General features: G+C 67.6%; 27 protein-coding genes. 20 read left to right on the forward strand and 7 right to left on the reverse strand.

The annotated features are described in order from the left end of the window. Positions 1-3: 3 nt before the first annotated feature. The 9 genes from rlmB (at position 4) to hemH (ending at position 8,007) form a co-directional block, all read left to right on the forward strand. Entirely contained in the window at positions 4-828 is an 825-nt protein-coding gene (gene rlmB / locus NFH66_RS02815) for a 23S rRNA (guanosine(2251)-2'-O)-methyltransferase RlmB (protein WP_349608201.1), read from the forward strand. Positions 829-998: 170 nt separating this feature from the next. Next, the gene (gene rpsF, locus NFH66_RS02820) at positions 999-1,382 is read left to right on the forward strand and encodes a 30S ribosomal protein S6 (protein WP_349608202.1); all 384 of its coding nucleotides are present in this window, start codon (positions 999-1,001) and stop codon (positions 1,380-1,382) included. A gap of 33 nt (positions 1,383-1,415) precedes the next feature. After that, on the forward strand, positions 1,416-1,643 hold the full coding sequence (gene rpsR, locus NFH66_RS02825) for a 30S ribosomal protein S18 (protein ID WP_009097135.1): 228 nt from the start codon (positions 1,416-1,418) through the stop codon (positions 1,641-1,643). A gap of 12 nt (positions 1,644-1,655) precedes the next feature. After that, entirely contained in the window at positions 1,656-2,507 is an 852-nt protein-coding gene (locus NFH66_RS02830) for a hypothetical protein (RefSeq protein ID WP_349608203.1), read from the forward strand. A 15-nt stretch (positions 2,508-2,522) separates the two neighbouring features. After that, the gene (rplI, locus tag NFH66_RS02835) at positions 2,523-2,969 is read left to right on the forward strand and encodes a 50S ribosomal protein L9 (RefSeq protein WP_349608204.1); all 447 of its coding nucleotides are present in this window, start codon (positions 2,523-2,525) and stop codon (positions 2,967-2,969) included. Between the two features lie 131 nt (positions 2,970-3,100). After that, entirely contained in the window at positions 3,101-5,734 is a 2,634-nt protein-coding gene (locus NFH66_RS02840) for a replicative DNA helicase (RefSeq protein ID WP_349611637.1), read from the forward strand. A 79-nt stretch (positions 5,735-5,813) separates the two neighbouring features. After that, positions 5,814-6,107, forward strand: a complete 294-nt coding sequence (locus NFH66_RS02845; RefSeq protein WP_305795472.1) for a hypothetical protein — start codon at positions 5,814-5,816, stop codon at positions 6,105-6,107. A gap of 119 nt (positions 6,108-6,226) precedes the next feature. Further along, positions 6,227-6,529, forward strand: coding sequence for a DUF6482 family protein (locus NFH66_RS02850; protein WP_161431263.1), 303 nt, complete (start codon positions 6,227-6,229; stop codon positions 6,527-6,529). Between the two features lie 389 nt (positions 6,530-6,918). Continuing rightward, positions 6,919-8,007 (forward strand): ferrochelatase, encoded by a 1,089-nt coding sequence (gene hemH / locus NFH66_RS02855; protein ID WP_349608206.1) that lies wholly within the window; start codon positions 6,919-6,921, stop codon positions 8,005-8,007. A 56-nt stretch (positions 8,008-8,063) separates the two neighbouring features. Here the strand turns inward: hemH and NFH66_RS02860 are convergent, their stop codons facing one another. From NFH66_RS02860 to NFH66_RS02885, 6 genes are read right to left on the reverse strand one after another with little or no spacing between them, the layout of a single operon-like run. Further along, a complete protein-coding gene (locus tag NFH66_RS02860; RefSeq protein ID WP_349608207.1) occupies positions 8,064-8,453 on the reverse strand; it encodes a Na+/H+ antiporter subunit G in 390 nt (129 codons plus the stop codon). Positions 8,454-8,464: 11 nt separating this feature from the next. After that, complete coding sequence (locus NFH66_RS02865) at positions 8,465-8,734, reverse strand: K+/H+ antiporter subunit F (protein ID WP_349608209.1); 270 nt, start codon at positions 8,732-8,734, stop codon at positions 8,465-8,467. Beyond that, positions 8,728-9,225: a Na+/H+ antiporter subunit E gene (locus NFH66_RS02870; RefSeq protein ID WP_349608211.1), complete on the reverse strand. Its 498-nt coding sequence runs from the start codon at positions 9,223-9,225 to the stop codon at positions 8,728-8,730. Before NFH66_RS02870 ends, NFH66_RS02865 begins: the two co-directional genes overlap by 7 nt. Continuing rightward, positions 9,222-10,730 (reverse strand): monovalent cation/H+ antiporter subunit D, encoded by a 1,509-nt coding sequence (locus NFH66_RS02875; RefSeq protein ID WP_349608213.1) that lies wholly within the window; start codon positions 10,728-10,730, stop codon positions 9,222-9,224. Before NFH66_RS02875 ends, NFH66_RS02870 begins: the two co-directional genes overlap by 4 nt. Further along, a complete protein-coding gene (locus NFH66_RS02880) occupies positions 10,727-11,071 on the reverse strand; it encodes a Na+/H+ antiporter subunit C (protein ID WP_089677728.1) in 345 nt (114 codons plus the stop codon). Before NFH66_RS02880 ends, NFH66_RS02875 begins: the two co-directional genes overlap by 4 nt. Continuing rightward, positions 11,071-13,899, reverse strand: a complete 2,829-nt coding sequence (locus NFH66_RS02885) for a monovalent cation/H+ antiporter subunit A (protein WP_349608215.1) — start codon at positions 13,897-13,899, stop codon at positions 11,071-11,073. The genes NFH66_RS02880 and NFH66_RS02885 overlap by 1 nt, the downstream gene beginning before the upstream one ends. A gap of 220 nt (positions 13,900-14,119) precedes the next feature. On the opposite strand from NFH66_RS02885, the gene NFH66_RS02890 reads away from it, so the two are divergent. The 9 genes from NFH66_RS02890 to rloA3 all read left to right on the forward strand — a co-directional run bounded on the left by NFH66_RS02890 (position 14,120) and on the right by rloA3 (position 21,964). Then, positions 14,120-16,450 (forward strand): putative monovalent cation/H+ antiporter subunit A, encoded by a 2,331-nt coding sequence (locus NFH66_RS02890; RefSeq protein ID WP_349608217.1) that lies wholly within the window; start codon positions 14,120-14,122, stop codon positions 16,448-16,450. Continuing rightward, positions 16,443-16,877, forward strand: a complete 435-nt coding sequence (locus NFH66_RS02895; protein WP_349608219.1) for a Na+/H+ antiporter subunit B — start codon at positions 16,443-16,445, stop codon at positions 16,875-16,877. Before NFH66_RS02890 ends, NFH66_RS02895 begins: the two co-directional genes overlap by 8 nt. 9 nt (positions 16,878-16,886) lie before the next feature. Further along, positions 16,887-17,234: a Na+/H+ antiporter subunit C gene (locus NFH66_RS02900; RefSeq protein ID WP_349608221.1), complete on the forward strand. Its 348-nt coding sequence runs from the start codon at positions 16,887-16,889 to the stop codon at positions 17,232-17,234. Then, a complete protein-coding gene (locus tag NFH66_RS02905; protein WP_349608222.1) occupies positions 17,231-18,748 on the forward strand; it encodes a Na+/H+ antiporter subunit D in 1,518 nt (505 codons plus the stop codon). Before NFH66_RS02900 ends, NFH66_RS02905 begins: the two co-directional genes overlap by 4 nt. After that, a complete protein-coding gene (locus NFH66_RS02910) occupies positions 18,745-19,218 on the forward strand; it encodes a Na+/H+ antiporter subunit E (RefSeq protein WP_349608224.1) in 474 nt (157 codons plus the stop codon). Before NFH66_RS02905 ends, NFH66_RS02910 begins: the two co-directional genes overlap by 4 nt. Before the next feature lie 31 nt (positions 19,219-19,249). Continuing rightward, positions 19,250-19,519 carry a monovalent cation/H+ antiporter complex subunit F gene (locus NFH66_RS02915; RefSeq protein ID WP_349608226.1) on the forward strand — a complete coding sequence of 90 codons (270 nt, stop codon included), beginning with the start codon at positions 19,250-19,252 and terminating at the stop codon, positions 19,517-19,519. Continuing rightward, positions 19,512-19,916, forward strand: coding sequence for a monovalent cation/H(+) antiporter subunit G (gene mnhG, locus NFH66_RS02920; protein WP_349608228.1), 405 nt, complete (start codon positions 19,512-19,514; stop codon positions 19,914-19,916). The genes NFH66_RS02915 and mnhG overlap by 8 nt, the downstream gene beginning before the upstream one ends. A 174-nt stretch (positions 19,917-20,090) precedes the next feature. Then, on the forward strand, positions 20,091-21,365 hold the full coding sequence (locus tag NFH66_RS02925; RefSeq protein WP_502878659.1) for a lytic murein transglycosylase: 1,275 nt from the start codon (positions 20,091-20,093) through the stop codon (positions 21,363-21,365). 50 nt (positions 21,366-21,415) lie between these two features. After that, entirely contained in the window at positions 21,416-21,964 is a 549-nt protein-coding gene (gene rloA3, locus NFH66_RS02930) for a retropepsin-like aspartic peptidase RloA3 (protein ID WP_502878660.1), read from the forward strand. On the opposite strand, the gene NFH66_RS02935 is transcribed toward rloA3, so the two are convergent. Continuing rightward, complete coding sequence (locus tag NFH66_RS02935; protein WP_349608234.1) at positions 21,965-22,678, reverse strand: 16S rRNA (uracil(1498)-N(3))-methyltransferase; 714 nt, start codon at positions 22,676-22,678, stop codon at positions 21,965-21,967. Positions 22,679-22,794: 116 nt separating this feature from the next. On the opposite strand from NFH66_RS02935, the gene phaR reads away from it, so the two are divergent. Together phaR and purD are read left to right on the forward strand one after the other, a co-directional pair. Further along, positions 22,795-23,256, forward strand: coding sequence for a polyhydroxyalkanoate synthesis repressor PhaR (gene phaR, locus NFH66_RS02940; protein ID WP_349608236.1), 462 nt, complete (start codon positions 22,795-22,797; stop codon positions 23,254-23,256). Positions 23,257-23,352: 96 nt separating this feature from the next. Then, positions 23,353-24,645, forward strand: a complete 1,293-nt coding sequence (purD, locus tag NFH66_RS02945) for a phosphoribosylamine--glycine ligase (protein ID WP_349608238.1) — start codon at positions 23,353-23,355, stop codon at positions 24,643-24,645. Positions 24,646-24,676: the final 31 nt, after the last annotated feature.

Raw genomic sequence — 24,676 nt, forward strand, 5'->3', positions numbered from 1 at the left:
ACCATGAAGCACAAGCGATCTCAGCGGCCTGCCACTGGCAAGCCGGCGATGCCAGGTGGCCTGGAGGCGGTATTCGGTGTCCATGCCGTGCGTGCGCTGATCGAGCGTGGCGAAACGCCCCGCGAGCTGTGGGTGCAGGAGGGCGGTGCGGGGGCGCGCCTCTCCGAGCTGGTGGAGGCCGCCCGCCGTGGTGGTGCCCGCATCCAGTCGCGCCCGCGTGACGAGCTCGACCGCCTGGCGCAGGGGGCCGCCCACCAGGGGCTCGTGGCCTTCGCCACGCCGCTGGCGTTCGAGGCCGAGAATGCGCTGTGGTTCCGCCTGGAGGCATGGCCCCATGCGACGCCTCCGCTGCTGCTGGTGCTCGATGGCATCACCGATGTGCACAACTTCGGCGCCTGCCTGCGCAGCGCCGATGCCGCCGGGGTGCACGGGGTGATCGTGCCCAAGGACAAGGCCGCACCGCTCAATGCCACGGTGCGCAAGGTGGCCTGTGGTGCCGCCGAGAGTGTGCCGGTCTATCAGGTCACCAACCTCTCCCGTGCCCTGGCCAGGCTCAAGTCGCTCGGTGTCTGGGTCACCGGTACCGCGGGTGAGGCCGAGTCGCTGCTCTTCGAGGTTGACCTCACCGGTCCCACGGCGCTGGTGATGGGGGCCGAAGGCAAGGGCATGCGCCGCCTGACCCGCGAGGCCTGTGACCAGTTGGTCAAGTTGCCCATGGCCGGCAGCGTCTCCAGTCTCAACGTTTCTGTGGCCACCGGCATCAGCCTCTTCGAGGCGGTTCGTCAACGCCACCCGGCTTCGCCGGGAGCTGTAAGCCATAAGCCATAAGCTGGACGAAACCCCGGTCCGGCCTCGAGCTTGTGCTTTTTGCACGCACTCTTTAGAATGCTTGCGCCCGTTCGTCCCTCGAGCGGGCGTTCGTGTTTCTTCTATCACCTCCTTGCTTCCCCGGAGCGCCGAGACCTCCAGAGGAAGCTGCCAAACCGCAAGGAGAACCCATGCGTCATTACGAAATCGTGTTCATGGTCCACCCGGACCAGAGCGAGCAGGTTCCGGCCATGGTCGAGCGCTACACCAGCCTCGTCACCGAGAACGGCGGCACCGTGCATCGCCTGGAGGATTGGGGCCGTCGTCACCTGGCCTACCCGATCAACAAGATCCACAAGGCTCACTACGTGTTGATGAACGTCGAGTGCAGCGGCGAGACCCTCGACGAGATCGAGAACATCTTCCGCTTCAACGACGCCATCATTCGCAGCCTGGTGGTGCGCTGCAATGAAGCGATCACCGAGGCTTCGCCGATGATGAAGCCGGCGGAAGAGAAGCGTGCACGTCGCGACGAGAAGCCCCGCGACGAGAAGCCCCGCGCCGAGTCCGCCTGATCACCCCCATCGCACGTCTGAAGGAGTCTTCACATGGCACGCTTTTTCCGTCGCCGCAAGTTCTGCCGTTTCACCGCCGAGGGCGTGAAGCAGATCGATTACAAGGATCTGGACACCCTCAAGGCCTACATCACCGAGACCGGCAAGATCGTCCCCAGCCGCATCACCGGTACCAAGGCCCGCTATCAGCGCCAGCTGGCGACCGCCATCAAGCGTTCGCGCTACCTGGCACTGCTCCCCTACTCCGATAGCCACCAGTAAGCCAGCGGCAAGATGCTGACGATTGCCCGCTGGATGATGCGCGGTACGCCCCACGCCGCCGGCGGGGCCGCCGTTGCTGCCCTGGTTCCCTGGCTGTTCTGGCTGGGGGCCGCCATCGCGGCCCTGGTCACCCTGCGCCGGGGGCTCTCTCCGGCGTTGCCGGTGATCGTGGCTGCCGCCGTGCCTGCGGGCTGGTGGTGGGTGCAGGGGGATGTGATCCCGCTCTCCAGCGTGCTGCTGGTGACCCTGATGGCGGTGGTGCTGCGTGCGCGGCTGCGCTGGAGCGAGGCGCTGATCGTCGGCGCCCTGGCCGGTGCCGTGATGATCCAGCTGGGTATCTTCCTGCCCCCCGGGGGCACCGGGGAGATGCTCGACCAGCTGCGCCAGGCCTCGCCCGAGGTGGAGCGCCTGCTCAGCGAGCTGGGCAGTCAGGGGCTCGATACCGAGCAGCTGGCAGGGTTGCTGATCGGCGGGGTCACCGGGCTCATCGTGCTGGTTGCCGCCGTGGCCTGCCTGGCCCTGGCGCGCAGCTGGCAGGCGGGGCTCTACAACCCCGGCGGCTTCCGCGAGGAGTTCCACGCCCTGCGCCTGGCGCCGCGTGAGCTCGTCGTGCTGGCCGTACTCGGGGGGATCGGCGCGGTGCTCGGGCTGCCCGGCCTGGGCATGTTGCTGTGGGTCCCGCTGCTGGTCGCCGGCATCGCCCTGGTGCATGGTTTTATCGGACTGAAAGGGATGAACGGGCTGTGGCTGGTCGCCTTCTACCTGCTGCTGATCACCACCTGGCCCATGATTCTGATCGTGCTGCTGCTGGCCGTCATCGACGTCTTCGCGAATGTTCGCGGGCGCCTGGTCAGCCGCAACTGACAAGAGGTTTACGAGATGGAAGTCATTCTGCTCGACAATATTGGCAAGCTGGGCGGCCTGGGTGACCAGGTCACCGTCAAGCCCGGTTACGGCCGCAACTACCTGGTGCCCTACGGTCTCGCCGTGCCGGCCACCAAGGACAACATCGAAGCCTTCGAGGCCCAGCGTGCCGAGCTCGAGGCCCAGGCCGCCGAGCGCAAGGCCGAGGCCGAGGCGCGTGCTGCCCAGCTCAACGAGATCGAGCTCTCCCTGGTCGCCAAGTCCGGCGACGAAGGCAAGCTGTTCGGCTCCATCGGGCCCCGCGACCTGGCCGATGCCATCGCCTCGGTCGGTATCGATGTGGCCAAGAGCGAAGTGCGCATGCCGGAAGGTCCGATCCGCGCCACCGGCGAGTACGACATTGCGCTGCGCCTGCATGCCGAGGTCGAAGCCACCGTGCGCGTGGTGGTAGTGGCCGAGTAAGTCCTGACGGTCGCTGGTGACGAGGGGCGCGAGGAGAGATTCTCGCGCCCCTCGTCGCGTTTTTATTGTGTCCGTCTGGGGTAGAATGGCGCCCCTCGCAATTCCCAGGGTGAACCATCGCCATGTCAGAAATGCTCGAGCACGACCAGGAAACCGCCGCCCTCAAGGTGCCGCCCCACTCGTTGGAGGCGGAGCAGTCGGTGCTGGGCGGACTGATGCTCGACAACCAGGCCTGGGACAACGTCGCCGACCGCCTGGTGTCCGACGACTTCTATCGCTACGAACACCGCTTGATCTTCAATGTCATGGCCGAGCTGGCCGAGTCGGCGCGGCCGTTGGACGTGGTGACCCTCTCCGAGGCGCTGGAGGGGCGCGACCAGCTCGATACCGTGGGCGGCCTGGCCACACTCGCCGAACTCGCTCGCAACACCCCTTCCGCCAGCAATATCCGCGCCTACGCCGATATCGTCCGCGAGCGTGCCACCCTGCGCAAGCTGATCCGTGCCGCCAGCCAGATCGCCGATGGCGCCTTCAGCCCCCAGGGGCGGCCGGCGGATGAGCTGGTCGATGAGGCCGAGCGGCTGGTGTTCCAGATCAGCGAGGAGCGCCCCAAGTCGGGTGGCCCCATCGGCATGAGCGACCTGCTCGCCAAGGCGGTGGACCGCATCGACGAGCTGTTCAACATGAAAGGCGAGATGACCGGCCTCTCCACCGGCTTCCGCGACCTGGACGAGATGACCTCGGGCCTGCAGCCCTCGGACCTGGTGATCATCGCCGGGAGGCCCTCCATGGGCAAGACCACCTTCGCCATGAACCTCGTGGAACACGCGGTTATCTCCAGCGAGAAGCCGGTGATGGTGTTCTCGATGGAGATGCCCGCCGATGCCCTGATGCTGCGCATGCTGTCGTCACTGGGGCGCATCGACCAGACCCGGATGCGCACCGGTCAACTGGAAGACGAGGACTGGCCCCGGCTGACCTCGGCGGTGAACCTGCTCAAGGACAAGCAGCTATTCATCGATGACACCGCGGCGCTTTCGCCCAACGAGATGCGCTCGCGGATCCGTCGCCTGGTGCGTGAGCACGGTAATGTCGGGCTGGTGATGATCGACTACCTGCAGCTGATGCAGATCCCCGGCTTCTCCGAGAACCGCACCGGCGAGATCTCCGAGATTTCTCGCTCACTCAAGGGGCTGGCCAAGGAGTTCGGCTGCCCGGTGGTGGCGCTCTCCCAGCTCAACCGCTCCCTCGAGCAGCGCCCCAACAAGCGCCCGGTGATGTCGGACCTGCGTGAGTGTGTGACCGGAGACACACTTGTCATGCTGACGGATGGCACGCGCCGGCCTATTGCGGAGCTGGTGGGCCAGTCGCCGAGGCTGTGGTCGGTCAATGCCGCTGGGCGACTCGAGCCCGCGGCAAGTGACAAGGTGTGGTCGGTAGGGCGTCGTCCCGTATGGCGAGTCCGTCTAGCCAGCGGGCGCACTCTTCGCTGCACCGCCGAACATCGGTTGCGGGCCTGGGATGGTTGGAGAAAGCTGGCAGAGCTCGGAGTGGGAGATCGCCTCGCCCTGTCCAACCACCTGCCGGCACCCGCTTCTCCGGAGCGCTGGTCCGAGGAGGCGCTGATTCTGCTGGCCCACCTGGTGGGAGATGGTAGTTACGTATCGGGCCAACCACTGCGCTATACCACCGCGAGCGAGGCCAACAGTACCGCGGTCACCGAGGCTGCCGAGGCGCTGGGCTCCCGGGTGAGTCGTCACGCGGGCCGTGGCAGCTGGCACCAGCTGGTGATTGCCGGCAACGGTAATCGCTGGCACCCGGCAGGGGTCGGGAAGTGGTTGAAGGAGCTAGGCATCTTCGGACAGCGCTCGCGTGAGAAGCGTCTGCCAGATGGCATCTTCCGTCTCGATCAGGAACAGTTGGCGCTCTTCCTCCGTCATCTGTGGGCGACAGATGGCAGTATCACCCTGAGTTCGCAGGGAAGAGGGCGCATCTATTTCAGCACCGCGAGCCGTGGCCTGATCGATGATGTGGCGGCGTTGTTGATGCGCTTCGGCATCCTTGCCAGGATCAAGCATAGCGTTGCGGGAAGCGGCGTCGGCTGGTTCACCGCGGATGTCTCGGGGACCGTGCAGCAGCGTCGTTTCCTGGAGTGCATCGGTGCCTTCGGCGAGCAGCAGCCTCGCGCTGCCGAACTGCTGGCTCGCCTGGTCGATATTGTTCCCAATACCAATGTCGATACCCTGCCCAGGGAGGCCTTTCAGCAGGTCAAGGCTCTTATGGCGGCGCGTGGCGTTAGTCAGCGCGAGATGGCCCGCCTGCGCGGGACGGCCTATGGAGGAACCTCGCACTTTCGCTTCGACCCCTCCCGCACCACCCTGGCAAGCTATGCCGATTTGCTGGGAGACGGGGCACTGCGGGCGCGCGCGACGGATGATCTCTTCTGGGATCGTATTGTCGAGATTGTGGCCGAGGGGGAAGAGGAGGTCTTCGATCTGACGGTGCCAGGCAATGCCTGCTGGCTGGCTGATGGCATCGTCACTCATAACTCTGGCGCCATCGAGCAGGACGCAGACGTGATCGCCTTCGTCTACCGCGACGAGGTCTATAATCCTGACAACCCCGACAATCAGGGGCTCGCCGAGTTGATCATCGGCAAGCAGCGTAATGGCCCCATCGGCACGGTACACATGGCATTTATCGGCCGCTATACCCGCTTCGAGGACCTGGCGCCTGACAGCTATGGGGACGGTTTCGGCGAGTGAGTGCGAGCGTCGTGGGTTGAGCCCGGGCGAGGGCCCCGTATAATGCCCTCCCCTCGAACGAGTACAGGAAGGAGGCAGCATGGCAGGCGGATTTCAGCGCGGCAATCGACGCCGCACCCCCAAGCTGGAGGCGCGCGGCGAGCTCCAGTCTGTAGAGCGGGAAGGCCCGTTCAAGGAGTGGTTGGGCATGCCCGACCTCTACCGCTACCAGCTGGTGGTGGAGGGCGAGACCTACAGCTACCAGACCGAGGACGCCGAGTTGCCGGTGGCAGTCGGGGACCGTGTGGTGTTCCGCTACAAGGAGACCAAGGCCGGCAAGTGGGTCGACCGTAACTCCCTGGGCAAGGCCATCGATCCCTCAGATTATCAATAGCTTGTGGAACTCTCCCGGGGTGACAGGGTCACACTTTTGACATGCAGTCGTCACCATGGTGTCATCCTTCGGCGCCAGTCTGTGAGGGCATGCAACTACAAGACACCCAGGAGGGATCCATGGATTTTCACGACCTCAAGGCCTTCGCGGCCCATCATGACAACTACGAGATTCGCGTCATCGGCCATGCCGGCAGTCGCTTCTATCAGGTTGAGCTAGAGGATATCGAGGGGCAGCGTCATATGCTGACCCGTCAGGGCAAACCGGTGCTCTTCCGCGCCCTGGACGACGTCTATGTGGAGCTCAAGCGTGCCGGCATTCACCGCGCCTACCTGGTGCAGCAGGTGCCTCATGATGAGGTGATCGGCCGCGCCACTCACTACCAGGACCCGCTGACCTCACGCATGCCGCTGGTCTTCTGAGCATCGCTCCGGCGCTATGGCCGGACCTCCTTCCGTCGACCGCTACCCGGCGAACGATTCACCGCCGCTCCTTCCGGCCAGCGCCCTAGACGCCCCCGGCGGCGGGCAGGCCATCGATATCCCGCGTCCATCGCGCCTGCGACCCCGGGCAGGCTGCTCGGCCACGCCAGGTCAGCCATGCTAGGTCAGCCAGGTCAGCCAGGTCAGCCAGGTCAGCCAGGTCAGCCACGCCAGGCGTCGATAGCCGAGCACCCGGGCCGCGGGATGGGCTGATCCTGAGTTGTACAAATTAACCTGATAGTACAACGCCATCCCGCTGCGAGCGAGGAGGCTGGTACACTAGCCTCTCTTCAAGACGCGCCCTCGCATCGACTCAAGGAGCCTCGCCCATGACCACCCCGACCCAGGACCCGGCCCGCCCCGAGATGGCCCGGCCCGGCGAGGGCCGCCTGGCCCACGCCCCGGCCGACCATCCCCTCGTCCCACGCGCCCGTGTCGGGGTGGTGCTGGTCAACCTGGGCACCCCGGACGCCACCGACTACTGGTCCATGCGTCGTTACCTGAGCGAGTTCCTCTCCGATAAGCGGGTGGTGGACTATCCGAGCTGGAAGTGGCAGCCGCTGCTGCAGTTGATCATCCTCTCGCGGCGGCCCTTCAAGTCTGGCGAGGCCTACCGCGGTATCTGGAACACCGAGCAGGATGAGAGTCCGCTGTTGACCATCACCCGGAACCAGACCCGCAAGGTGGCCGAGGGGCTCGCGGCGCGCTACGGCGACCTGGTGATGGTCGACTTCGCCATGCGCTACGGTAACCCCTCCACCGACAGCGTGCTCAAGCGCCTGCAGGCGGCGGGCTGCGAGCGGATCCTGTTCTTCCCGCTCTATCCCCAGTACGCCTCGCCGACCACCGCCACCGCCAACGATCACGCCTTCCGCACCCTGATGAGGCTCAAGTGGCAGCCGGCGATCCGCACCGTGCCCGCCTACTTCGAGCAGCCACTCTATATCGAGGCGCTGGCCAGTTCGGTGCGCGAGGCGTATGACGCCGCCGAGACGCCACCGGAGGTGCTGGTGGCCTCCTATCATGGCGTGCCCAAGCGGTTCTTGATGGAAGGCGATCCTTATTACTGTCAGTGCCAGAAGACCACGCGACTGCTGCGCGAGCGGCTCGGCTGGGAGGAGGAGCAGATCCAGACCGCCTTCCAGTCCCAGTTCGGCCCCGAGGAGTGGGTGGGGCCGGCCACCGTTGCGCATGTCGCCGAGCTGGCACGCCAGGGCAGGAAGCATATCGCCGTGGTATCGCCGGCGTTCTCGGCCGACTGCGTGGAGACCCTGGAGGAGATCCAGGAGGAGATTCGCGATGCCTTCCTCGAGGCCGGCGGCGAGACCTTCACCTACGTGCCCTGTCTCAATGACCGCGAGGATCATGTTGCCGCGCTGCTCGCCATCATCGATAACGAGCTGGGCGGCTGGGTGTAGTCGTCGTGGCCGGAAGTCGGAACGCATCGGGCCCGCCAATGGCGGGCCCGATGCGCTCAGCCGTGGCCGCGATCCGGGTGCGGTACCGGCTTCTTGCCAACCTCCTCCGGGCGCAGCTCGATCGGCCGCCCTGTGGTCTTCTCCGCATGCTTGAGCTTCAGGTGCAGGCCGGTCTTGGCCAGCAGGTGGGCGCTGACCGGGGCGGTGATGAACAAAAACAGCGTGATCAGCATCTCCTGGATATCGGGCTTGCCCTCGGTGACCCAGAAGTAGAGCATCGAGGCGGCCAGTATGCAGCCGATCCCCAGGGTGGTGGCCTTGGTGGGGCCGTGCAGGCGCATGTAGAAGTCGCGCAGGTGCGCCATGCCCAGTGAGCCGATAAAGACGAAGGCGCCGCCGGCGATCAGCAGCAGCGAGATGGCCCCCTCCAGAATCACGTACAGCATCGTGGCGTCTCCTATTCGATGATGTCGCCGCGCAGCAGGTACTTGCATACCGCCACGGTGCTGATGAAGCCGAGCATGGCGATCAGCAGCGCCGCCTCGAAGTAGGTCTTGGTGTTGAGCCACAGGCCCAGCAGCACGATCAGCGCGATGGAATTGATGTACATGGTATCCAGCGCCAGCAGGCGGTCGGGCATGTCGGGCCCGATGGTCAGGCGATAGACGTTGAGCGACAGCGCCGCCACCACCAGCGCCAGGCAGATCCATAGCGCGATATCTAGCATTCGTAGATCTCCTTCAGGGGGCGCTCGTAGCGCTCGCGGATGGTGGCAATCAGCGCCTCGTCGTCGTCCACGTCCAGGGCGTGGATCAGCAACGACTTGCCGTCCAGGCGCAGGTTGGCCGACACCGTGCCCGGCGTCAGGCTGATGGTGTTGGCCAGCAGGGTGATGGTGAAGCGATCCTCCAGCATCAGCGGATACTCCAGGAAGTGAGGCCGCAGGCGTCGCCAGGGATTGATGATCAGCCAGGCCACCTGGACGTTGGCGATCACGATATCGCCGAGTACGCGCAGCGCAAAGCGCAGCATCAGCCCGGGTTTCTGGATGCGGGGCTGGGCGTCCCAGAAGCGGTGGGTCACCAGCGGGATCGCCACCGCCAGGGCACCGCCCAGCAGGATATGGCCGAAGGCGATGCTGCGTACCATCAGCAGCCAGACGACCAGCAGCAGGAGCGACAGCAGCGGGGTGGGCAGCCAGGGGCGAGGCGTGATCATGGGGCGTCTCCCTCGGTGGACAGCAGGGCGCGGGTCACCGCCTCGGGGCGTGCCAGCTGCTCGGCGGTGGCGTCGGTGTAGTCGGCGAGGGGCCCGGCGAGGATGACCAGCAGCGGCGAGGCACCGATCAGCCAGCCCACGCCGAACCACTGGCGGGTTGGCAGGCGCTGGCCGTCCGCCTCGCCGCTGCTGCGCCAGAACAGCGTCGAGCCGGCCCGGGAGAGGGCGACGATGGCGGCCAGCCCCGAGAGCAGCAGGATCGGCCATAGCCAGGCGCGCTGGCCGCCCTCGGCGGTGACCAGCAGCAGCGCCTTGCCGATCGCCCCGGAGAGCGGCGGCATGCCGGCCACCGCCACCGCGCCGGCGAAGAACAGCAGTGCCAGCCAGCGCCCCTGGCGCAGCGGCCGGCCCTTGACGATGCGGGTGCCCGCCTTGCCGCGCTGGGCGCCGATCATCTCGGCCAGCAGGAAGAGGCCGCCGGTGACCAGGGTGGTGTGGATCAGGTAGTAGAGCAGGGCGGAGATCGCCGCCGGGGTGCCGATGCCGATGCCCGCCAGCAGGGTGCCCACCGAGACCAGCACCAGATAGGCCACCAGCAGGCGCAGGTCGCGCGCCGCCAGGGTGCCGGCGCCGGCGGCCACCAGGGTGGCCAGGGCGAACCACCACACCCAGCCCTGCTCCAGGTCGGCCAGGGGACCGGCGCCCTCGCCGAACACCAGGGAGTAGACCCGCAGGATGGCGTAGATGCCGACCTTGGTCATGATGGCGAACAGCGCGGCCACCGGCGCCGGCGCCGCCGCGTAGGCCCTGGGCAGCCAGAAGTAGAGTGGCAGGATGGCGGCCTTGAGGCCGAACACCACCAGCAGCATCAGGCCGCCGGCCACCACCAGCCCCTCGCGCTCGGCGGGAAGCCCGGCGAGGCGCGTGGCCATGTCGGCCATGTTGAGGGTGCCGGTGGCGCCGTAGAGGATGCCCACGCTGATCAAGAACAGCGACGAGCCCGCCAGGTTGAGCACCACGTAGTGGACCCCGGCCATGATGCGGTTGCGGCCGCCGCCGTGCAGCAGCAGGGCGTAGGAGGCGAGCAGCAGGACCTCGAAGAACACGAAGAGGTTGAACAGGTCGCCGGTGAGAAAGGCGCCGTTGAGGCCCATCAGCTGCCACTGGAAGAGGCCGTGGAAGTTGCTGCCACGCTCGTCGTCGCCGGCGCAGGCGAACACCACCGCGCCCAGGGCGAGCACGGCGGTGAGCAGCACCATCAGCGCCGAGAGGCGGTCGAGCACCAGCACGATGCCGAAGGGGGGCTGCCAGTCGCCCAGGGCGTAGTAGGTCACCTCGCCGCCGGCGGCACGCGCCACCAGGGCGATGGCCACCAGCAGCAGGGCCAGGGTGGCGCCGACGCCCACCAGGCGCTTGACGCGCACGCTGCCCTGGCGCTGGAACAGCAGCAGCAGGCCGGCTACCAGCGGCACCACCACCGGCAGCACGATCAGGTGAGACATCATCGGCGACCCTCCCCGGCTTCATGCTTGCGGCCGTCGACGTGGTCGTTGCCGGCCTCGCTGCGCGCCCGCATGGCCAGGATCACCACGAAGGCGGTCATCGCGAAGCCGATCACGATGGCGGTGAGCACCAGCGCCTGGGGCAGGGGGTCGGCGTAGTCGCCGGCGCCATTCACCAGGGCGGCGCCGTCGGTGGTCAGCCCGCCCATGGAGAACAGGAAGAGGTTCACGGCATAGGAGAGCAGGGTCAGGCCCACCACCACCGGGAAGGTGCGCGCGCGCAGGGTCAGGTAGAGCCCGCAGGCGGTGAGCACGCCGGTGGTGATGGCGTAGAGGCTTTCCATCAGGAGGACTCCTTGGGAGTGTCAGAGGGCGATGCGGCCTCGGTGGCGGGCGCCTTGGCCGGGCGGTGGGGGGTGGTGACCTTGCCCAGGTTGGCCAGGATCATCAGGGTGGCGCCCACCACGGCGAGGTAGACGCCGAGGTCGAAGAGCATGGCGGTGGCCAGCTCGAACTTGCCCACCAGTGGCAGCGAGAAGTAGCCGAACGAGGAGGTCAGGAAGGGGTAGCCGAACAGCCAGCTGCCCAGCCCCGTGAGGGTGGCGATGCCGACACCGGCCACCGCCACCGGCTGGTAGGGGAAGTTCAGGCGCCGCTGGGCCCACTCCACGCCGCGGGCCATGTAGAGCAGGATCAGCGCCACCGCGGTGACCAGGCCGGCGATGAAGCCGCCGCCCGGCTCGTTGTGGCCGCGCAGGAAGATGAAGGCCGAGACCAGCAGTGCCAGCGGCAGCAGGGCCATGGAGATGGAGGTGAGGATCGCCGGGTAGCGGTCCGGCGACCAGACGCGCCCCTCGCCGTCGCTGTGGGGCATGAACACCCGCAGGCGATTGAGCAGCTTGAAGATCGCCAGGCCGGCCAGCGCCAGCACGGTGATCTCGCCCAGGGTATCGAAGCCGCGGAAGTCCACCAGGATGACGTTGACCACGTTGTGGCCGCCGCCGCCGGGCACGCTGTTCTCCAGGAAGAAGCCCGAGATGGAGGCGTTGTCGCGGGTCAGCACCGCGTAGTTGAGGCTCGCCACCACCAGTCCCAGGCTACCGGCGAGTACCACATCGCGCAGGTTGCGACGGTTGGAGGACTCGGTGGGTGTCTTCTGGGGCAGGAAGAACAGCGCCAGCATCAGCAGGATCATGGTCACCACCTCGACCGACAGCTGGGTGAGCGCCAGGTCCGGGGCCGAGAAGCGGGCGAAGGTCAGCGAGACCACCAGGCCCACCACCGAGAGCATGATCAGCGAGATCAGGCGGAAGCGGTGGGTGACCGCGGTGGCGATACCGCCGAACACCAGCAGGGCGGCGCCCAGCAGCACCACGCCGTCGATGGGCTGGTTGCCCTGGGAGCCGGTCAGCCCGCTCATGCGCGCCAGGCCCAGCCCGCCCATCAGCAGCGAGGCGAACAGCAGCCAGGTCATGTAGCGCTGCAGGGAGCCACCGTCGAAGCGGCCCAGGCCACGCTCGGACCAGCGGCCCAGGCACTGCAGCGCCGCTTCGAACACCAGGCGGGCATCCACCGGGCCGAAGCCGCGATGGAAGTGGCGCAGGTCGGCGTGTCGCCAGTAGGCGGCAGCCCCGGCGACGATGGCGATGGCGCTCATCGCCAGTGGCAGGTTCAGGCCGTGCCAGATGGCCAGGTGGAACGCCAGGGGTTCGCCCAGTACCGCCTCCACGGCCAGCCCCAGCAGCCCCTCGGCGAGCACCGGTGCCAGGCCCACGATCACGCAGAGCGCTACCAGTAGCTCCACCGGTGCTCGCATCAGCCACGGCGGCTCGTGGGGCGCCTTCGGCGGCCCTTCCTTGGCGGGCTTGAAGAAGACCGCGTGGACCAGGCGCAGCGAATAGGCCACCGAGAGGATGCCGCCCAGGGTGGCGAGTACCGGCAGCACCCAGCTGAGGCCGGCCAGCGCCGGCGTCTCCAGGGTCTCGGTGAAGAACATCTCCTTGGAGATGAAGCCGTTGAGCAGCGGCACCCCGGCCATGGCCGCCCCCGCCACGCTGGTCAGCAGCGCGGTGACCGGCATGGCCTTCCTCAGGCCGCCCAGGCGGCCGAGCTCGCGGGTGCCGGTCTCGTGGTCGATGATCCCGGCGCTCATGAACAGCGCCGCCTTGAAGGTGGCATGGTTGAGTATATGGAACAGCGCCGCGAGGACCGCCATCGGGCTGCCGATGCCCAGCAGTACCGTGATCAGCCCCAGGTGGCTGACCGTGGAGAAGGCCAGGATGCCCTTGAGGTCTGTCTTGACCAGGGCGAACCAGGCGCCGTAGAGCATGGTGGCCATGCCCACCAGGGAGACCACCGCCGACCACAGGTCGCTGCCGGCGATGGCCGGGTGCAGGCGTGCCATCAGGAAGATGCCTGCCTTGACCATGGTCGCCGAGTGCAGATAGGCCGAGACCGGCGTCGGCGCCGCCATGGCATGGGGCAACCAGAACTGGAAGGGGAACTGGGCCGACTTGGTGAAGGCCCCCAGCAGCACCAGCACCAGCATGATCGGGTAGCGCGGGTCGGCGAGGATCGCCTCGCCGCCGGCCAGAACGTCGTCCATGGCGTAGCTGCCCACCATGTCGCCCAGCAGCAGCAGGCCGGCGAGCAGTGCCAGGCCGCCGGCGCCGGTCACGGTGAGCGCCATGCGGGCGCCCTTGCGGGCATCGCTGCGGTGGGACCAGAAGCCGATCAGCAGGAAGGAGGAGAGGCTGGTCAGCTCCCAGTAGAGCCACAGCAGGATCAGGTTATCGGCCATCACGATACCGACCATGGAGGCCATGAACAGGATCAGGTAGGCGTAGAAGCGCCCGAAGGGTTCCTCCGGCGAGAGATAATAGTGTGCATAGAGCAGGATCAGCAGGCCGATGCCCAGGATCAGCAGGTTGAAGAGCAGCGACAGGCCATCCAGGCGGAAGGCCAGGTCGAGCCCCAGGCTGGGTATCCAGGCTGTAGAGAAGCGCAGCGCCTCACCGGCGGAGAGGGCCGGCAGTTGGGCCAGCATCAGCAGCAGGGCCAGGGCCGGTAGTACAGCGGTGGCCAGCGAGCAGGCGCGTCGTCCGCGGTCGGCGGTGACCATCGGCACCAGCACGCCCGCCAGCGGCAGCAGGGCTATCCACATCAGTGTCATTGGTCGCTCATCCTGCAAGTGATAAGTGAGGGGAGGGCGCAGGATGCCTGCTGAGCCAGAGAATGCGAGCGTCATCGGGCTCGCATCCGTTCTGGGGCGCTGGCCCGTCCACGGCGGTATGCCGTTTATCCTAACGCAAAGAGTTGTTTCACGCCCTACCCTTGTGTTTCAAGACCTTGTGTAGATAAGGTGATTCGATCGACCGACGGGAGGGCACCGGATGCAGCTCGCCGTGCTGGGAGGGTTCGTATTGGCGGCCATGGCGCCGCTGCTGCACCGCTGGTTCGCCGCGCGGACGGCAAGCGTGATGGCCTTGTTGCCGGCGGCCATCGCCGCCTGGCTGATCGGCCAGTGGCCCACCATCGCCGCCGGCGATACGCTGTGGCTGGAGTGGGCCTGGGTGCCGGGCCTCGACATCACCCTGAGCTTCCTGATCGACGGCCTGGCGTGGCTCTTCGCCATGCTGATCTCGGTGATTGGCGTGCTGGTGTTGGTCTACTCCGGGGAGTACCTCCGCGGCCATCGCGACCTGCCGCGCTTCCTGGTAGTGATCACCGCCTTCATGATGTCGATGCTCGGCCTGGTGTTGGCCGACAACCTGGTGGCGCTGTTCGTGTTCTGGGAGCTGACCAGCATCACCTCCTATCTGCTGATCGGCTTCAACCATACCGATCTCGCCGCACGCAAGGCGGCCCAGCAGGGGCTCTTCGTCACCGTGGGCGGCGGGCTGGCGCTGCTCGCCGGCTTCGTCATGCTGGCCCTGGCCGGCGACAGCTGGTCGCTGGCCGAGCTCAATGCCCGGGGGGGGCAGCTCAAGGAGCATGCGCTCTACGCTCCGCTGCTGATCTGCGTGTTGCTGGGTGCCTTCACCAAGTCGGCCCAGTTCCCCTTCCACTTCTGGCTGCCCAATGCCATGGCAGCCCCCACGCCGGTCTCGGCCTATCTGCACTCGGCGACCATGGTCAAGGCGGGCGTCTATCTGCTGGCGCGGCTGCACCCGGCGCTGGGCGGCACCGAGCCCTGGGTGGTCACGCTGTCGCTGGTGGGGGCGCTGACCATGGCTACCGGGGCCTTCCTGGCGATCCAGCACACCAACGTCAAGAAGCTGCTGGCCTACTCCACGGTGATGGCGCTGGGCACCCTGACGATGCTGCTGGGTATCGGCACCGAGACCGCGCTCATCGCCTTCGTGGTCTTCCTGCTCGGCCACTCCCTCTACAAGGGGGCGCTGTTCATGGTGGCCGGCATCCTCGACCACGAGACCGGCACCAAGGACGTCACTGCCATGGGCGGGCTGCGCCACGCCATGCCCCGCTCCGCCCTGGTGGCGGCGGTGGCGGCGCTGTCGCTGGCGGGGCTGCCGCCGCTGCTGGGCTTCATCGGCAAGGAGTTGCTGCTGGAGTCGGTGCTGGGGGCGGCCCACTACCGCGGGGTGCTCCTGCCGCTGGTCTTCGTCGCCGCCTTCCTGACCCTGGCGGTGGCGGCCATCGTGGCCATTCGTCCCTTCCTTGGGCCGGTGCGCGAGACGCCCAGGGTGCCCCACGAGGCCCCGGGCGGCATGCTCGTCGGCCCCGCCCTGCTGGCCGCACTGTCGCTGCTGTTCGGCCTGGCCCCGGGGCGGCTTGATCCGCTGGTCGACGCTACCCTGGCGGGGCTCGGGGTGCGCGGCGGCGAGACGCACCTGGCGCTGTGGCACGGGATCAATCTGGCGCTGCTGATTTCTCTGGCGAGCCTGGCGCTTGGGCTCCTGGTGGCCCGCCGCTGGGATCGCCTGCGTTCGCGGCTGGCGCGCCTCGAGCCGTTGACGGCCCGCGGCCCCGAGGCGGGCTTCGATGCGCTGATGGCGGGCATGGTGTGCCTCGCCGAGTGGCAGACCCGCTTCCTGCAGAGCGGCTATCTTCGCAACTATCTGGTGATGACCCTGCTGGTGCTGCTGGGGCTTGTGGGGCATGCGCTGCTGGTGCGGCATACGCCGAGCCTCGCCTTTGCGCCGGATGTCTACCTCTATGAGGCGGTGGTGGCGGGGCTGATGATCGCCGGGGCGGTGGCGGCCTGCGTGATGCGCTCGCGCCTGGCGGCGGTCGCGGCCGTGGGGGTGATGGGCTACTCCATCGCCCTGACCTTCGTGCTGTTCAGTGCGCCGGACCTGGCCATCACCCAACTGCTGGTGGAGACCCTGACGGTGATCCTGCTGGTGCTGGTGCTGTTCCGCCTGCCGCGATTCGCCACCCTCTCCACTCCCGTCGAGCGGCTGCGCGACCTGGTCGTGGCGGGGTTGTCCGGCGGCTTGATCACACTACTGATGCTGGCGGTGCTCTCCGGCGAGCGTCTTCCGCGTATCTCCGACTACATGGTGGAGAACAGCCAGCCGCTGGGCCATGGCCACAATATCGTCAACGTCATCCTGGTGGACTTCCGCGCCCTGGACACCCTGGGCGAGATGTTCGTGCTGGCACTGGCCGCCATCGGGGTCCATGCCATGCTGCGCTTCCACGCCGAGGAGTATGAGGTCAGGAGCGCCTCGCGGCGACGGAGGGACGGCGATGGTTAGATCGGGCACGCTGATCCTCAATGTGGCGGCACGGCTGCTGCTGCCGTTGCAGCTGATGTTCTCGCTGTTCCTGCTGCTGCGTGGCCACGACGAACCGGGCGGTGGTTTCATCGCCGGACTGGTGGCGGCGGGGGCCTTCGCGCTCTACCTGTTCGCCTATGGGCGGCGCGCCCTGGGGGCGATGCTCAAGGTCTCGCCCCGTGACCTGGTGGGCATGGGGCTGCTGCTGGGGGTGGCCTCCACGCTGCCCGCCTGGTGGCAGGGGGAGCCCTTTTTCACCGCCCAGTGGTGGACCATCCCGGCCATCGACTTCAAGGCCTCGACACCGTTGATCTTCGACATTGGGGTCTACCTGGTGGTGTTGGGTTCCGTGCTTACCGCCATCACCGCTCTGGTCAAGACCGACCAGGCGGACGACGAACGCTGAGGAGGTCCCATGGAACCCTTGATGGCCGTCGTCATCGGCATCCTGTTTGCCACCGCCATCTACATGATGTTGCGCCGCTCCATCGTCAAGCTGGTGATCGGTCTGATGCTGCTCTCCAACGCCGCCAACCTGCTGATCTTCGCCACCGCCGGCATGACCCGCGGGGCGCCGCCGCTGGTGCCGGAGGGGCTCACCGCCCCCGAGGGAGCGGTCGCCGATCCGCTACCCCAGGCGCTGGTGCTCACCGCCATCGTCATCGCCTTCGGGGTGCTGTCGTTCGCCGTGGTGCTGGTGCGGCGCGCCTGGGAGATCGTGCGTGCCGATGACCTGGACAAGATGAAGGATACCGACACGTGAGTCCCGAGATCGCGCTGCCCATCCTGATGCCGCTGATGTCGGGGGCCGTGTCGCTGGTATTCTGGCGCTCGCGCCTGATGCAGCGGCTGGTCGCCGTGGGTGGCACTGCCGGACTGCTGACCACTGCCCTATGGCTGCTCGCCTCGGTGAGCCGCGAGGGCATCCTGGTGATGCACATGGGGGACTGGGTCGCGCCCTTCGGCATCAGCCTGGTGGCCGACCTGCTGGGCGCCATCATGGTGGTGCTCACCGGCATCATCGGCTTCGCCGTGGCGATCTACTCGCTGGCCACCGCCGGCCGTGGCCATGAGGCCTACGGCTACTTCCCGCTGATGCACCTGCTGCTGGCCGGGGTGGCCGGCGCCTTCCTCACCGGCGACATCTTCAACCTCTATGTGTGGTTCGAGGTGATGCTGGTCGCCTCCTTCGCGCTGCTGATTCTCGGCAGCGAGAAGGCGCAGATGGAGGGGGCGATCAAGTACGTGACACTGAACCTGCTCTCCTCGGTGATCTTCCTGATCGCCGTGGGGCTGCTCTACGGCATGGTGGGCACCCTCAACATGGCCGATATCGCCAGGCGCCTGGCCACAGTAGAGGAGCAGGGCATGGTGGATGCCCTGGCGATGATGTTCATGGTCGCCTTCGGCATCAAGGCGGCGGCCTTCCCGCTGTTCTTCTGGCTGCCGGCCTCCTACCACACCCCGCCGGTGGCGGTGTCGGCGCTGTTCGCGGGGCTCTTGACCAAGGTCGGCGTCTACGCGCTGTTCCGGGTGTTCACGCTGATCTTTCACCACAGCCCGGGCTATACGCACGAGATCCTGCTGTGGGGAGCAGGATTGACCATGCTTACCGGGGTGCTGGGGGCGGCGGCCCAGTACGAGTTCCGGCGCATCCTGTCGTTCCATATCGTCAGCCAGATCGGCTACATGATCCTGGGTCTGGCGCTGTTCACGCCGCTGGCGATCGTCGGTGGGGTCTTCTACATCATCCATCACATCATCGTGAAGACGAACCTCTTCCTGGTCAGTGGCATCGTCCACCGGCTGCGCGGCAGCTACCAGCTCAAGCGCCTGGGGGGCTTCTATCGCAGCCACCCGTGGCTTGCCGTGCTGTTCCTGATCCCGGCCCTGTCGCTGGCCGGTATCCCGCCGCTCTCGGGGTTCCTGGCCAAGTTCATCGTGATCCGCGCCGGCCTCGAGGCCGAGGCCTACGGTGTCACCGCCATCGCCTTGCTGGTGGGATTGCTGACCCTCTACTCCATGATCAAGATCTGGTCAGAGGTGTTCTGGAAGTCGGTGCCGCCGGAGGGCGAGGTCGACCCCTATCCCAGGGTGCGCCAGCAGGAGCTGTGGCTGATGGTGGCGCCGGTGGCGGGGCTGGCGCTGTGCACCCTGTCCATCGGCTTCTATCCGGCGCCGATACACGCCCTGGCCGAGGCCTCGGCGACCCAACTGCTCGACCCGGAGGGCTACATCCAGGCGGTGCTGGGCGACCCGGGGGGGGAGGGGCCATGATCGGCGCGGCCTGGAACCTGCTGCTGGGGGGCGCCTGGGTGGTGCTCACCGGCGACTTCCGCGGCCTCAACCTGCTTGCCGGCCTGCTCTTCGGCTACCTGGTGCTGGCGCTGATGCAGCCCCAGGTGCCGGCGCTTGCCGGCTATGCCCAGCGCCTGCCGCGGTTGCTGGCCTTCATCGGCTTCTTCATCAAGGAGCTGATGATGGCCAACCTCAAGGTGGCCTTCGATATCATCACCCCGCCCTGGTACATGAAGCCCGGGGTGATCGCCATGCCGCTCCGGGCGCGCAGCGAGTTCGAGATCGCCTTCGTTGCCAACCTGATCTCGCTGACCCCGGGCACCCTGAGCCTGGATGTCTCCGACGACCGCCGGGTGCTCTATATCCATGCCATGTTCCTGGACGACGAGGCGGCGCTGCGCCGCAACCTGGCGGAGCTGGAGCGCCGCGCCCTGGAGCTGTTCCATTGATGCCCTTGCCGATTCGTGGAGGAGAGCGCCGATGTCGCCCCTGATTCTGCTGAGCCTGGCGCTGATGGCGCTGGCGCTGTGCCTGACCTTCGTGCGCCTGTGGCGTGGCCCGAGCCTGCCCGACCGGGTGGTGGCCCTGGAGCTCTTCTCGTCGATCCTGGTGGGGTTCATCGGGGTGGTGGCCATCGCCACCGACGTGGCCAGCCTGCTCGACGTGGCCATCGTCATGGCGCTGATGGCCTTCATGGCCACCATTGGTTTCGCGCGCTTCCTGGAGCGGGGAGGGCCGCGGGATGACTGAGATCCTCAAGGAGGGGCTGATTCTGGTGGGGGCGCTGTTCATGCTGCTGGCGGCGCTGGGCCTTGTGCGCCTGCCCGACCTGCTGACCCGCATGCACGCGACCACCAAGGCGGCCACCCTGGGCGTGACCCTGATCATGCTCGCGGTGGCGCTGCATTTCGCTCAGGTGGCGGTGGTGGCGCGGGCCCTGGGCGTGATCCTGTTCATCATGATGACGGCACCCGTGGCCGCCCACGTGATCGGGCGTGCCGGCTACTTCGTCGGCTCCCGGCTGTGGGAGGGCACGCTCAAGGATGAGCTCAGGCCCCACTATGACCCCCTGACCCACGAGCTCAAGAGCGGCCTTGAGGCCGAACACGAGGCGCGCCGCGAGCCCGGGGAAAGCGACGCTTCCTGAGTGCTCCGGTGGGTTGACTCTCCACCCGCCTCGCGCCCTGGCGGCCCTCACTGGCCTCGCGGCGGCGACCTGGCGCCTCGCCGGAAACCGAACACGCTTCCCGCGGCGCGCCAACTGCGCGATGATCGTTGCCTGTTGCCATAACGCCAAGGAGTGCCTGCCACCATGCAACGGATGACACTGACCTGCTGCCTGACACTGGCCCTGTTGGCCGGTTGCCAGAGCGGCCCGGCCCGTGAGGCGAGTGCCGCCGAACAGGCGACCACTACCCTGAGTGAGGGGGCTGCCCCGGCCTCTTCCGTGGCTTCCGCTGCCCGGGAGCCCGCCGCCGCCGAGAGCTTTTCCACCTGGTTGGCCCGTTTCCGTCGGGAGGCGCGGGGCGAGGGGATCTCGCCGGTGACCCTGGACCGCGCCCTGGCGGGGGTGCGCTACCGCCCGCGGGTGATCGAGCTGGATCGCTCCCAGCCGGAGTTCGTGCGTCCCATCTGGCAGTACCTGGACAGCGCCGTCTCCGCCCAGCGTGTTACCACGGGGCGGGCCCGCCTGGCCGCGCATCGCGACACCGCGCGCCGCATGGAGCAGCGCTATGGGGTGCCGGCGGAGGTGATCGTGGCGATCTGGGGCATCGAGAGCAATTACGGCGGTAACTTCGGCGACTTCTCGACCCTTGAGGCGTTGGCGACGCTGGCCTATGACGGGCGGCGCCGCGACTTCGCCCGCGGCGAGTTGCTCGCCGCCCTGCGCATCATCGAGGCCGGTGATATCGCCCCCGAGCGCATGCTCGGCTCCTGGGCTGGCGCCATGGGCCATACCCAGTTCATCCCCTCCAGCTTCGAGGCCTACGCCAAGGACGGTGACGGCGACGGGCGTCGCGATATCTGGGGCAGCATCCCGGATGTCATGGCCTCCACCGCCCACTATCTGGCGCAAGCCGGCTGGCGCGAGGGAGAGCCCTGGGGCGTCGAGGTGATCCTGCCGGAGGGGTTCGACCATGCCCAGACCGAGCTTTCCCAGCGTCGCTCGTCCGCCGCCTGGTCCGCGCAGGGCGTGCGTGCCGTGGGTGGCGGCGACCTACCCGGCTATGACGAGGCCGCCGTGATCGTGCCCGCCGGGGCGAGGGGGCCGGCCTTCCTGGTGGGGCCCAACTTCCGGGCCATCCTGCGCTACAACAATGCCACCAGCTACGCGCTGGCGGTGGGCAGTCTCGCCGATGAGATCGCCGGGCGCGACGGGATCATTGGCGGCTGGCCCCGTGACGAGCAGCCGCTGGCACGCGCCGAGGTGCGCGAGATGCAGCACGCCCTCAACGCCCGCGGTTTCGAGGTGGGAACCCCCGACGGCATCCTGGGTCCCAACACCCGGCGTGGCCTGCGTGGGTACCAGGCCTCCATCGGCGAGGTGCCGGACGGCTTCGCCACCCGGCGCCTGCTGGAGCGCCTGATCCGCTGAATTCACCGAGGACACCGGTCGCGAGGACCGGCCGCAGGAGGAGAGAGATGATGCGCATCAAGCATGCCCTGGCCGCGGGTCTGGGAGTGGCCCTGCTGGCCGCGACGGTCCAGGCCGACGACAGGGTGTTCGGCTGGGTCGAGAAGGCGATCGTGGAGCCCTGGGGCGTGGAGGTGAAGGCCAAGCTCGACAGCGGCGCCCTGACCTCCTCGCTGGACGCCCGCGACATCGAGCGCTTCACGCGCGATGGAGAGCGCTGGGTACGCTTCCGCCTCAAGCTGGAGGATGAGGAGAGCGGGGAGGTGTTCAGCGAGCGCCTGGAGCTGCCGCTCTATCGCAGCCTTCGCCTGCGCGGTGCCGGCGGCACCGACCGCCGCCCGGTGGTGCTGATGAAGGTGTGTCTCGGCGATACCATCTACGAGGAGCAGTTCAGCCTGCGCGATCGCGGCGACATGAACTATCCGCTGCTGCTGGGGCGGCGCACCATCGGCCATCTGGGCCTGCTGGACGTGCGTGAGACCTTCCTTTCCGAGCCGCTCTGCGACGATGATTCGCCATTGGTGGAGCATGACCCCGACGAGGAGGAGGTCGACGACTGACTAGAAGAGTCGCGCCAGCAGGGCGGTGACTGCGGTCTCCACCCGCAGGATGCGTTGGCCCAGGTGGATGCCTTCGCAGCCCGCCGCCAGCAGCTTCTCCACCTCCCAGGGAATGAAGCCCCCCTCGGGACCCACCAGCAGCAGCGTTTCCTCGTCGAGGCCCCGCGGGCAGTCGTTGGGCATGCCGGGATGAGCCAGCAGCCCGCGCCGCCCCTCCAGGAGGTCGGGCAGGCGGTCCTCCACGAAGGGGCGAAAGCCCTTCTCCAGGGTGACCTCGGGCAGGCGGGTGTCCCGGGCCTGCTCGAGGCCCAGCACCAGGTGGTGGTGGATCTTCTGCGCGTCGAGCTCCGGCGACATCCAGTAGCTCTTCTCCACCCGCCGGGTATGCAGCAGGGTGATCCGCTTGACCCCGAGGGTGGTGGCGTGCTCGAGGCTGCGCGCCAGCATGCGTGGCCGCGGCAGCGCCAGTACCAGGTGCACCGGCAGCGCTGGCGGCGGGGGCTGGTCGAGGGATTCCAGCGCGAAGGTCGCCTCCTGCTCGCCGAGGGTGAGCAGTTCGCCCCGGCCGATGGCCCCGCCGGCGACGCCGAGGATGAGGCGGTCTCCGGGGGTGGCGCGGTGCACTTCGCGCAGGTGGCGCAGGCGCCGCGGGTCGCGCACTCGTGCCAGGCGGTCGTTCTCGATGTCGTCGGGGACGAGCAGTATCAGGTTCATGGTGCCTCGCCGCGTTGGAGACGGAATGATGGGTATACCTTGCATGGTGAGTGTCGCGGTGCACAATGGAGCCATAGGGGCAGCCGCCCCTCCCACGTTGAATGAGGAGCAGCGCCGTGCGCGTGATTCGCAAGTATGCCAACCGCAGGCTCTATGATACCGAACAGAGCCGCTATGTGACCCTCGAGGACCTGCGTGGGCTGATCCTCGACGAAGTGCCGTTCCGCGTCGAGGATGCCAAGAGCGGCGAGGACCTGACCCGTACCATCCTGCTCTCGATCATCATCGAGCAGGAGCAGGCCGATGGCGATGCCCAGGTGTTTTCCAACGACCTGCTGGCCCAGTTCATCCGCGTCTACGACATGGCCCACCCGTTGCCCCTGTCGCGCTACCTGGAGCAGGGCACCAAGCTGATGCTGGAGCAGCAGCAGCGCATGCAGGACCAGTGGCAGCAGGCCCTGCGTCACTCGCCCATGGACCTGATGCGCGAGATGGCCGAGGAGAACATGCGCTTCTGGCAGCAGACCATCGGCCAGGGTCCCGGTGCCGGTGGCAAGGGCGGCGATGACAAGGCGTGAGCGCTTGTCGCGACGCAGGCGACACGACTTTCTGACATAATGCCGCCTCGATTTCCAACGCCGCACAGTCGGCCAGCAGCATGAAGGTGGAAGAGAATGAAGGTGCTGATCATCGGCGGCGGTGGCCGCGAACACGCTCTGGCCTGGAAGGTCGCCCAGTCGCCCAGTGTGGCGATGACCTATGTGGCGCCGGGCAATGCCGGCACCGCCCGGGAGCCCGGGCTGACCAATGTCGCGATCGCCGCGGATGACCTGGAGGGCCTGCTGGTCTTCGCTCGCGATGCCGCCGTCGACCTCACCATCGTCGGCCCCGAGGCGCCGCTGGTGGCCGGCGTGGTGGACCGCTTCCAGGAGGCGGGCCTGGCGATCTTCGGCCCTACCGCCGGCGCCGCCCAGCTCGAGGGCTCCAAGGCCTTCACCAAGGACTTCCTGGCGCGCCACGCCATCCCCACCGCCGCCTACCGAACCTTCACCGCGGTGGCGCCGGCCCTCGACTACCTGCGCGAGCAGGGCGCGCCCATCGTGATCAAGGCCGACGGCCTGGCGGCCGGCAAGGGCGTTATCGTCGCCATGAGCCTCGCGGAGGCCGAGGCGGCGGTGCGCGACATGCTCGAGGACAACGCCTTCGGCGATGCCGGCGCCCGGGTGGTGATCGAGGAGTTCCTCGACGGCGAGGAGGCCAGCTTCATCGTCATGGTGGACGGCGAGACCGTGCTGCCCATGGCCACCAGCCAGGACCACAAGCGGGTGGGCGAGGGCGACAGTGGCCCCAATACCGGAGGCATGGGCGCCTACTCGCCGGCGCCGGTGGTCACCCCCGAGGTGCATGAGCGCATCATGGAGCGGGTGGTCATGCCGACGGTGCGTGGCATGGCCGCAGAGGGGCACCCCTATACCGGCTTCCTCTACGCAGGCCTGATGATCGACGCCGTGGGCAACCCCAAGGTGATCGAATATAACTGCCGCTTCGGCGACCCCGAGACCCAGCCGATCATGCTGCGCCTGCGCTCCGATCTCGCCGAGCTGTGCCTGGCAGGAGCGCGGGGCGAGTTGGCTGGCCAGGCCTGCGAGTGGGATGAGCGCGCCGCGGTAGGCGTGGTGCTCGCCGCCGGGGGCTATCCGGGGAGCTATCGCAAGGGCGATGCCATCGAGGGGCTCGAGGCCGCCGAGGCCACCGGCTGCAAGGTGTTCCATGCCGGTACCGCCGAGCGAGACGGCCAACTGGTCAGCGCCGGTGGCCGGGTGCTCTGCGTCACCGCCCTGGGCGAAGGCGTTTCGGCGGCCGCCGGGAACGCCTACCGCGGGGTCGACGCCATCCGCTGGGAGGGCGCCTTCTGCCGCCGTGACATCGCCCATCGCGCCATCGTCCGTGAGCGCGACGAGCGCTGACTTCCGGCCTCGCGTCATAACAATAGCAACA

Source organism: Halomonas sp. H10-9-1, assembly GCF_040147005.1.
Classification (GTDB): domain Bacteria; phylum Pseudomonadota; class Gammaproteobacteria; order Pseudomonadales; family Halomonadaceae; genus Halomonas.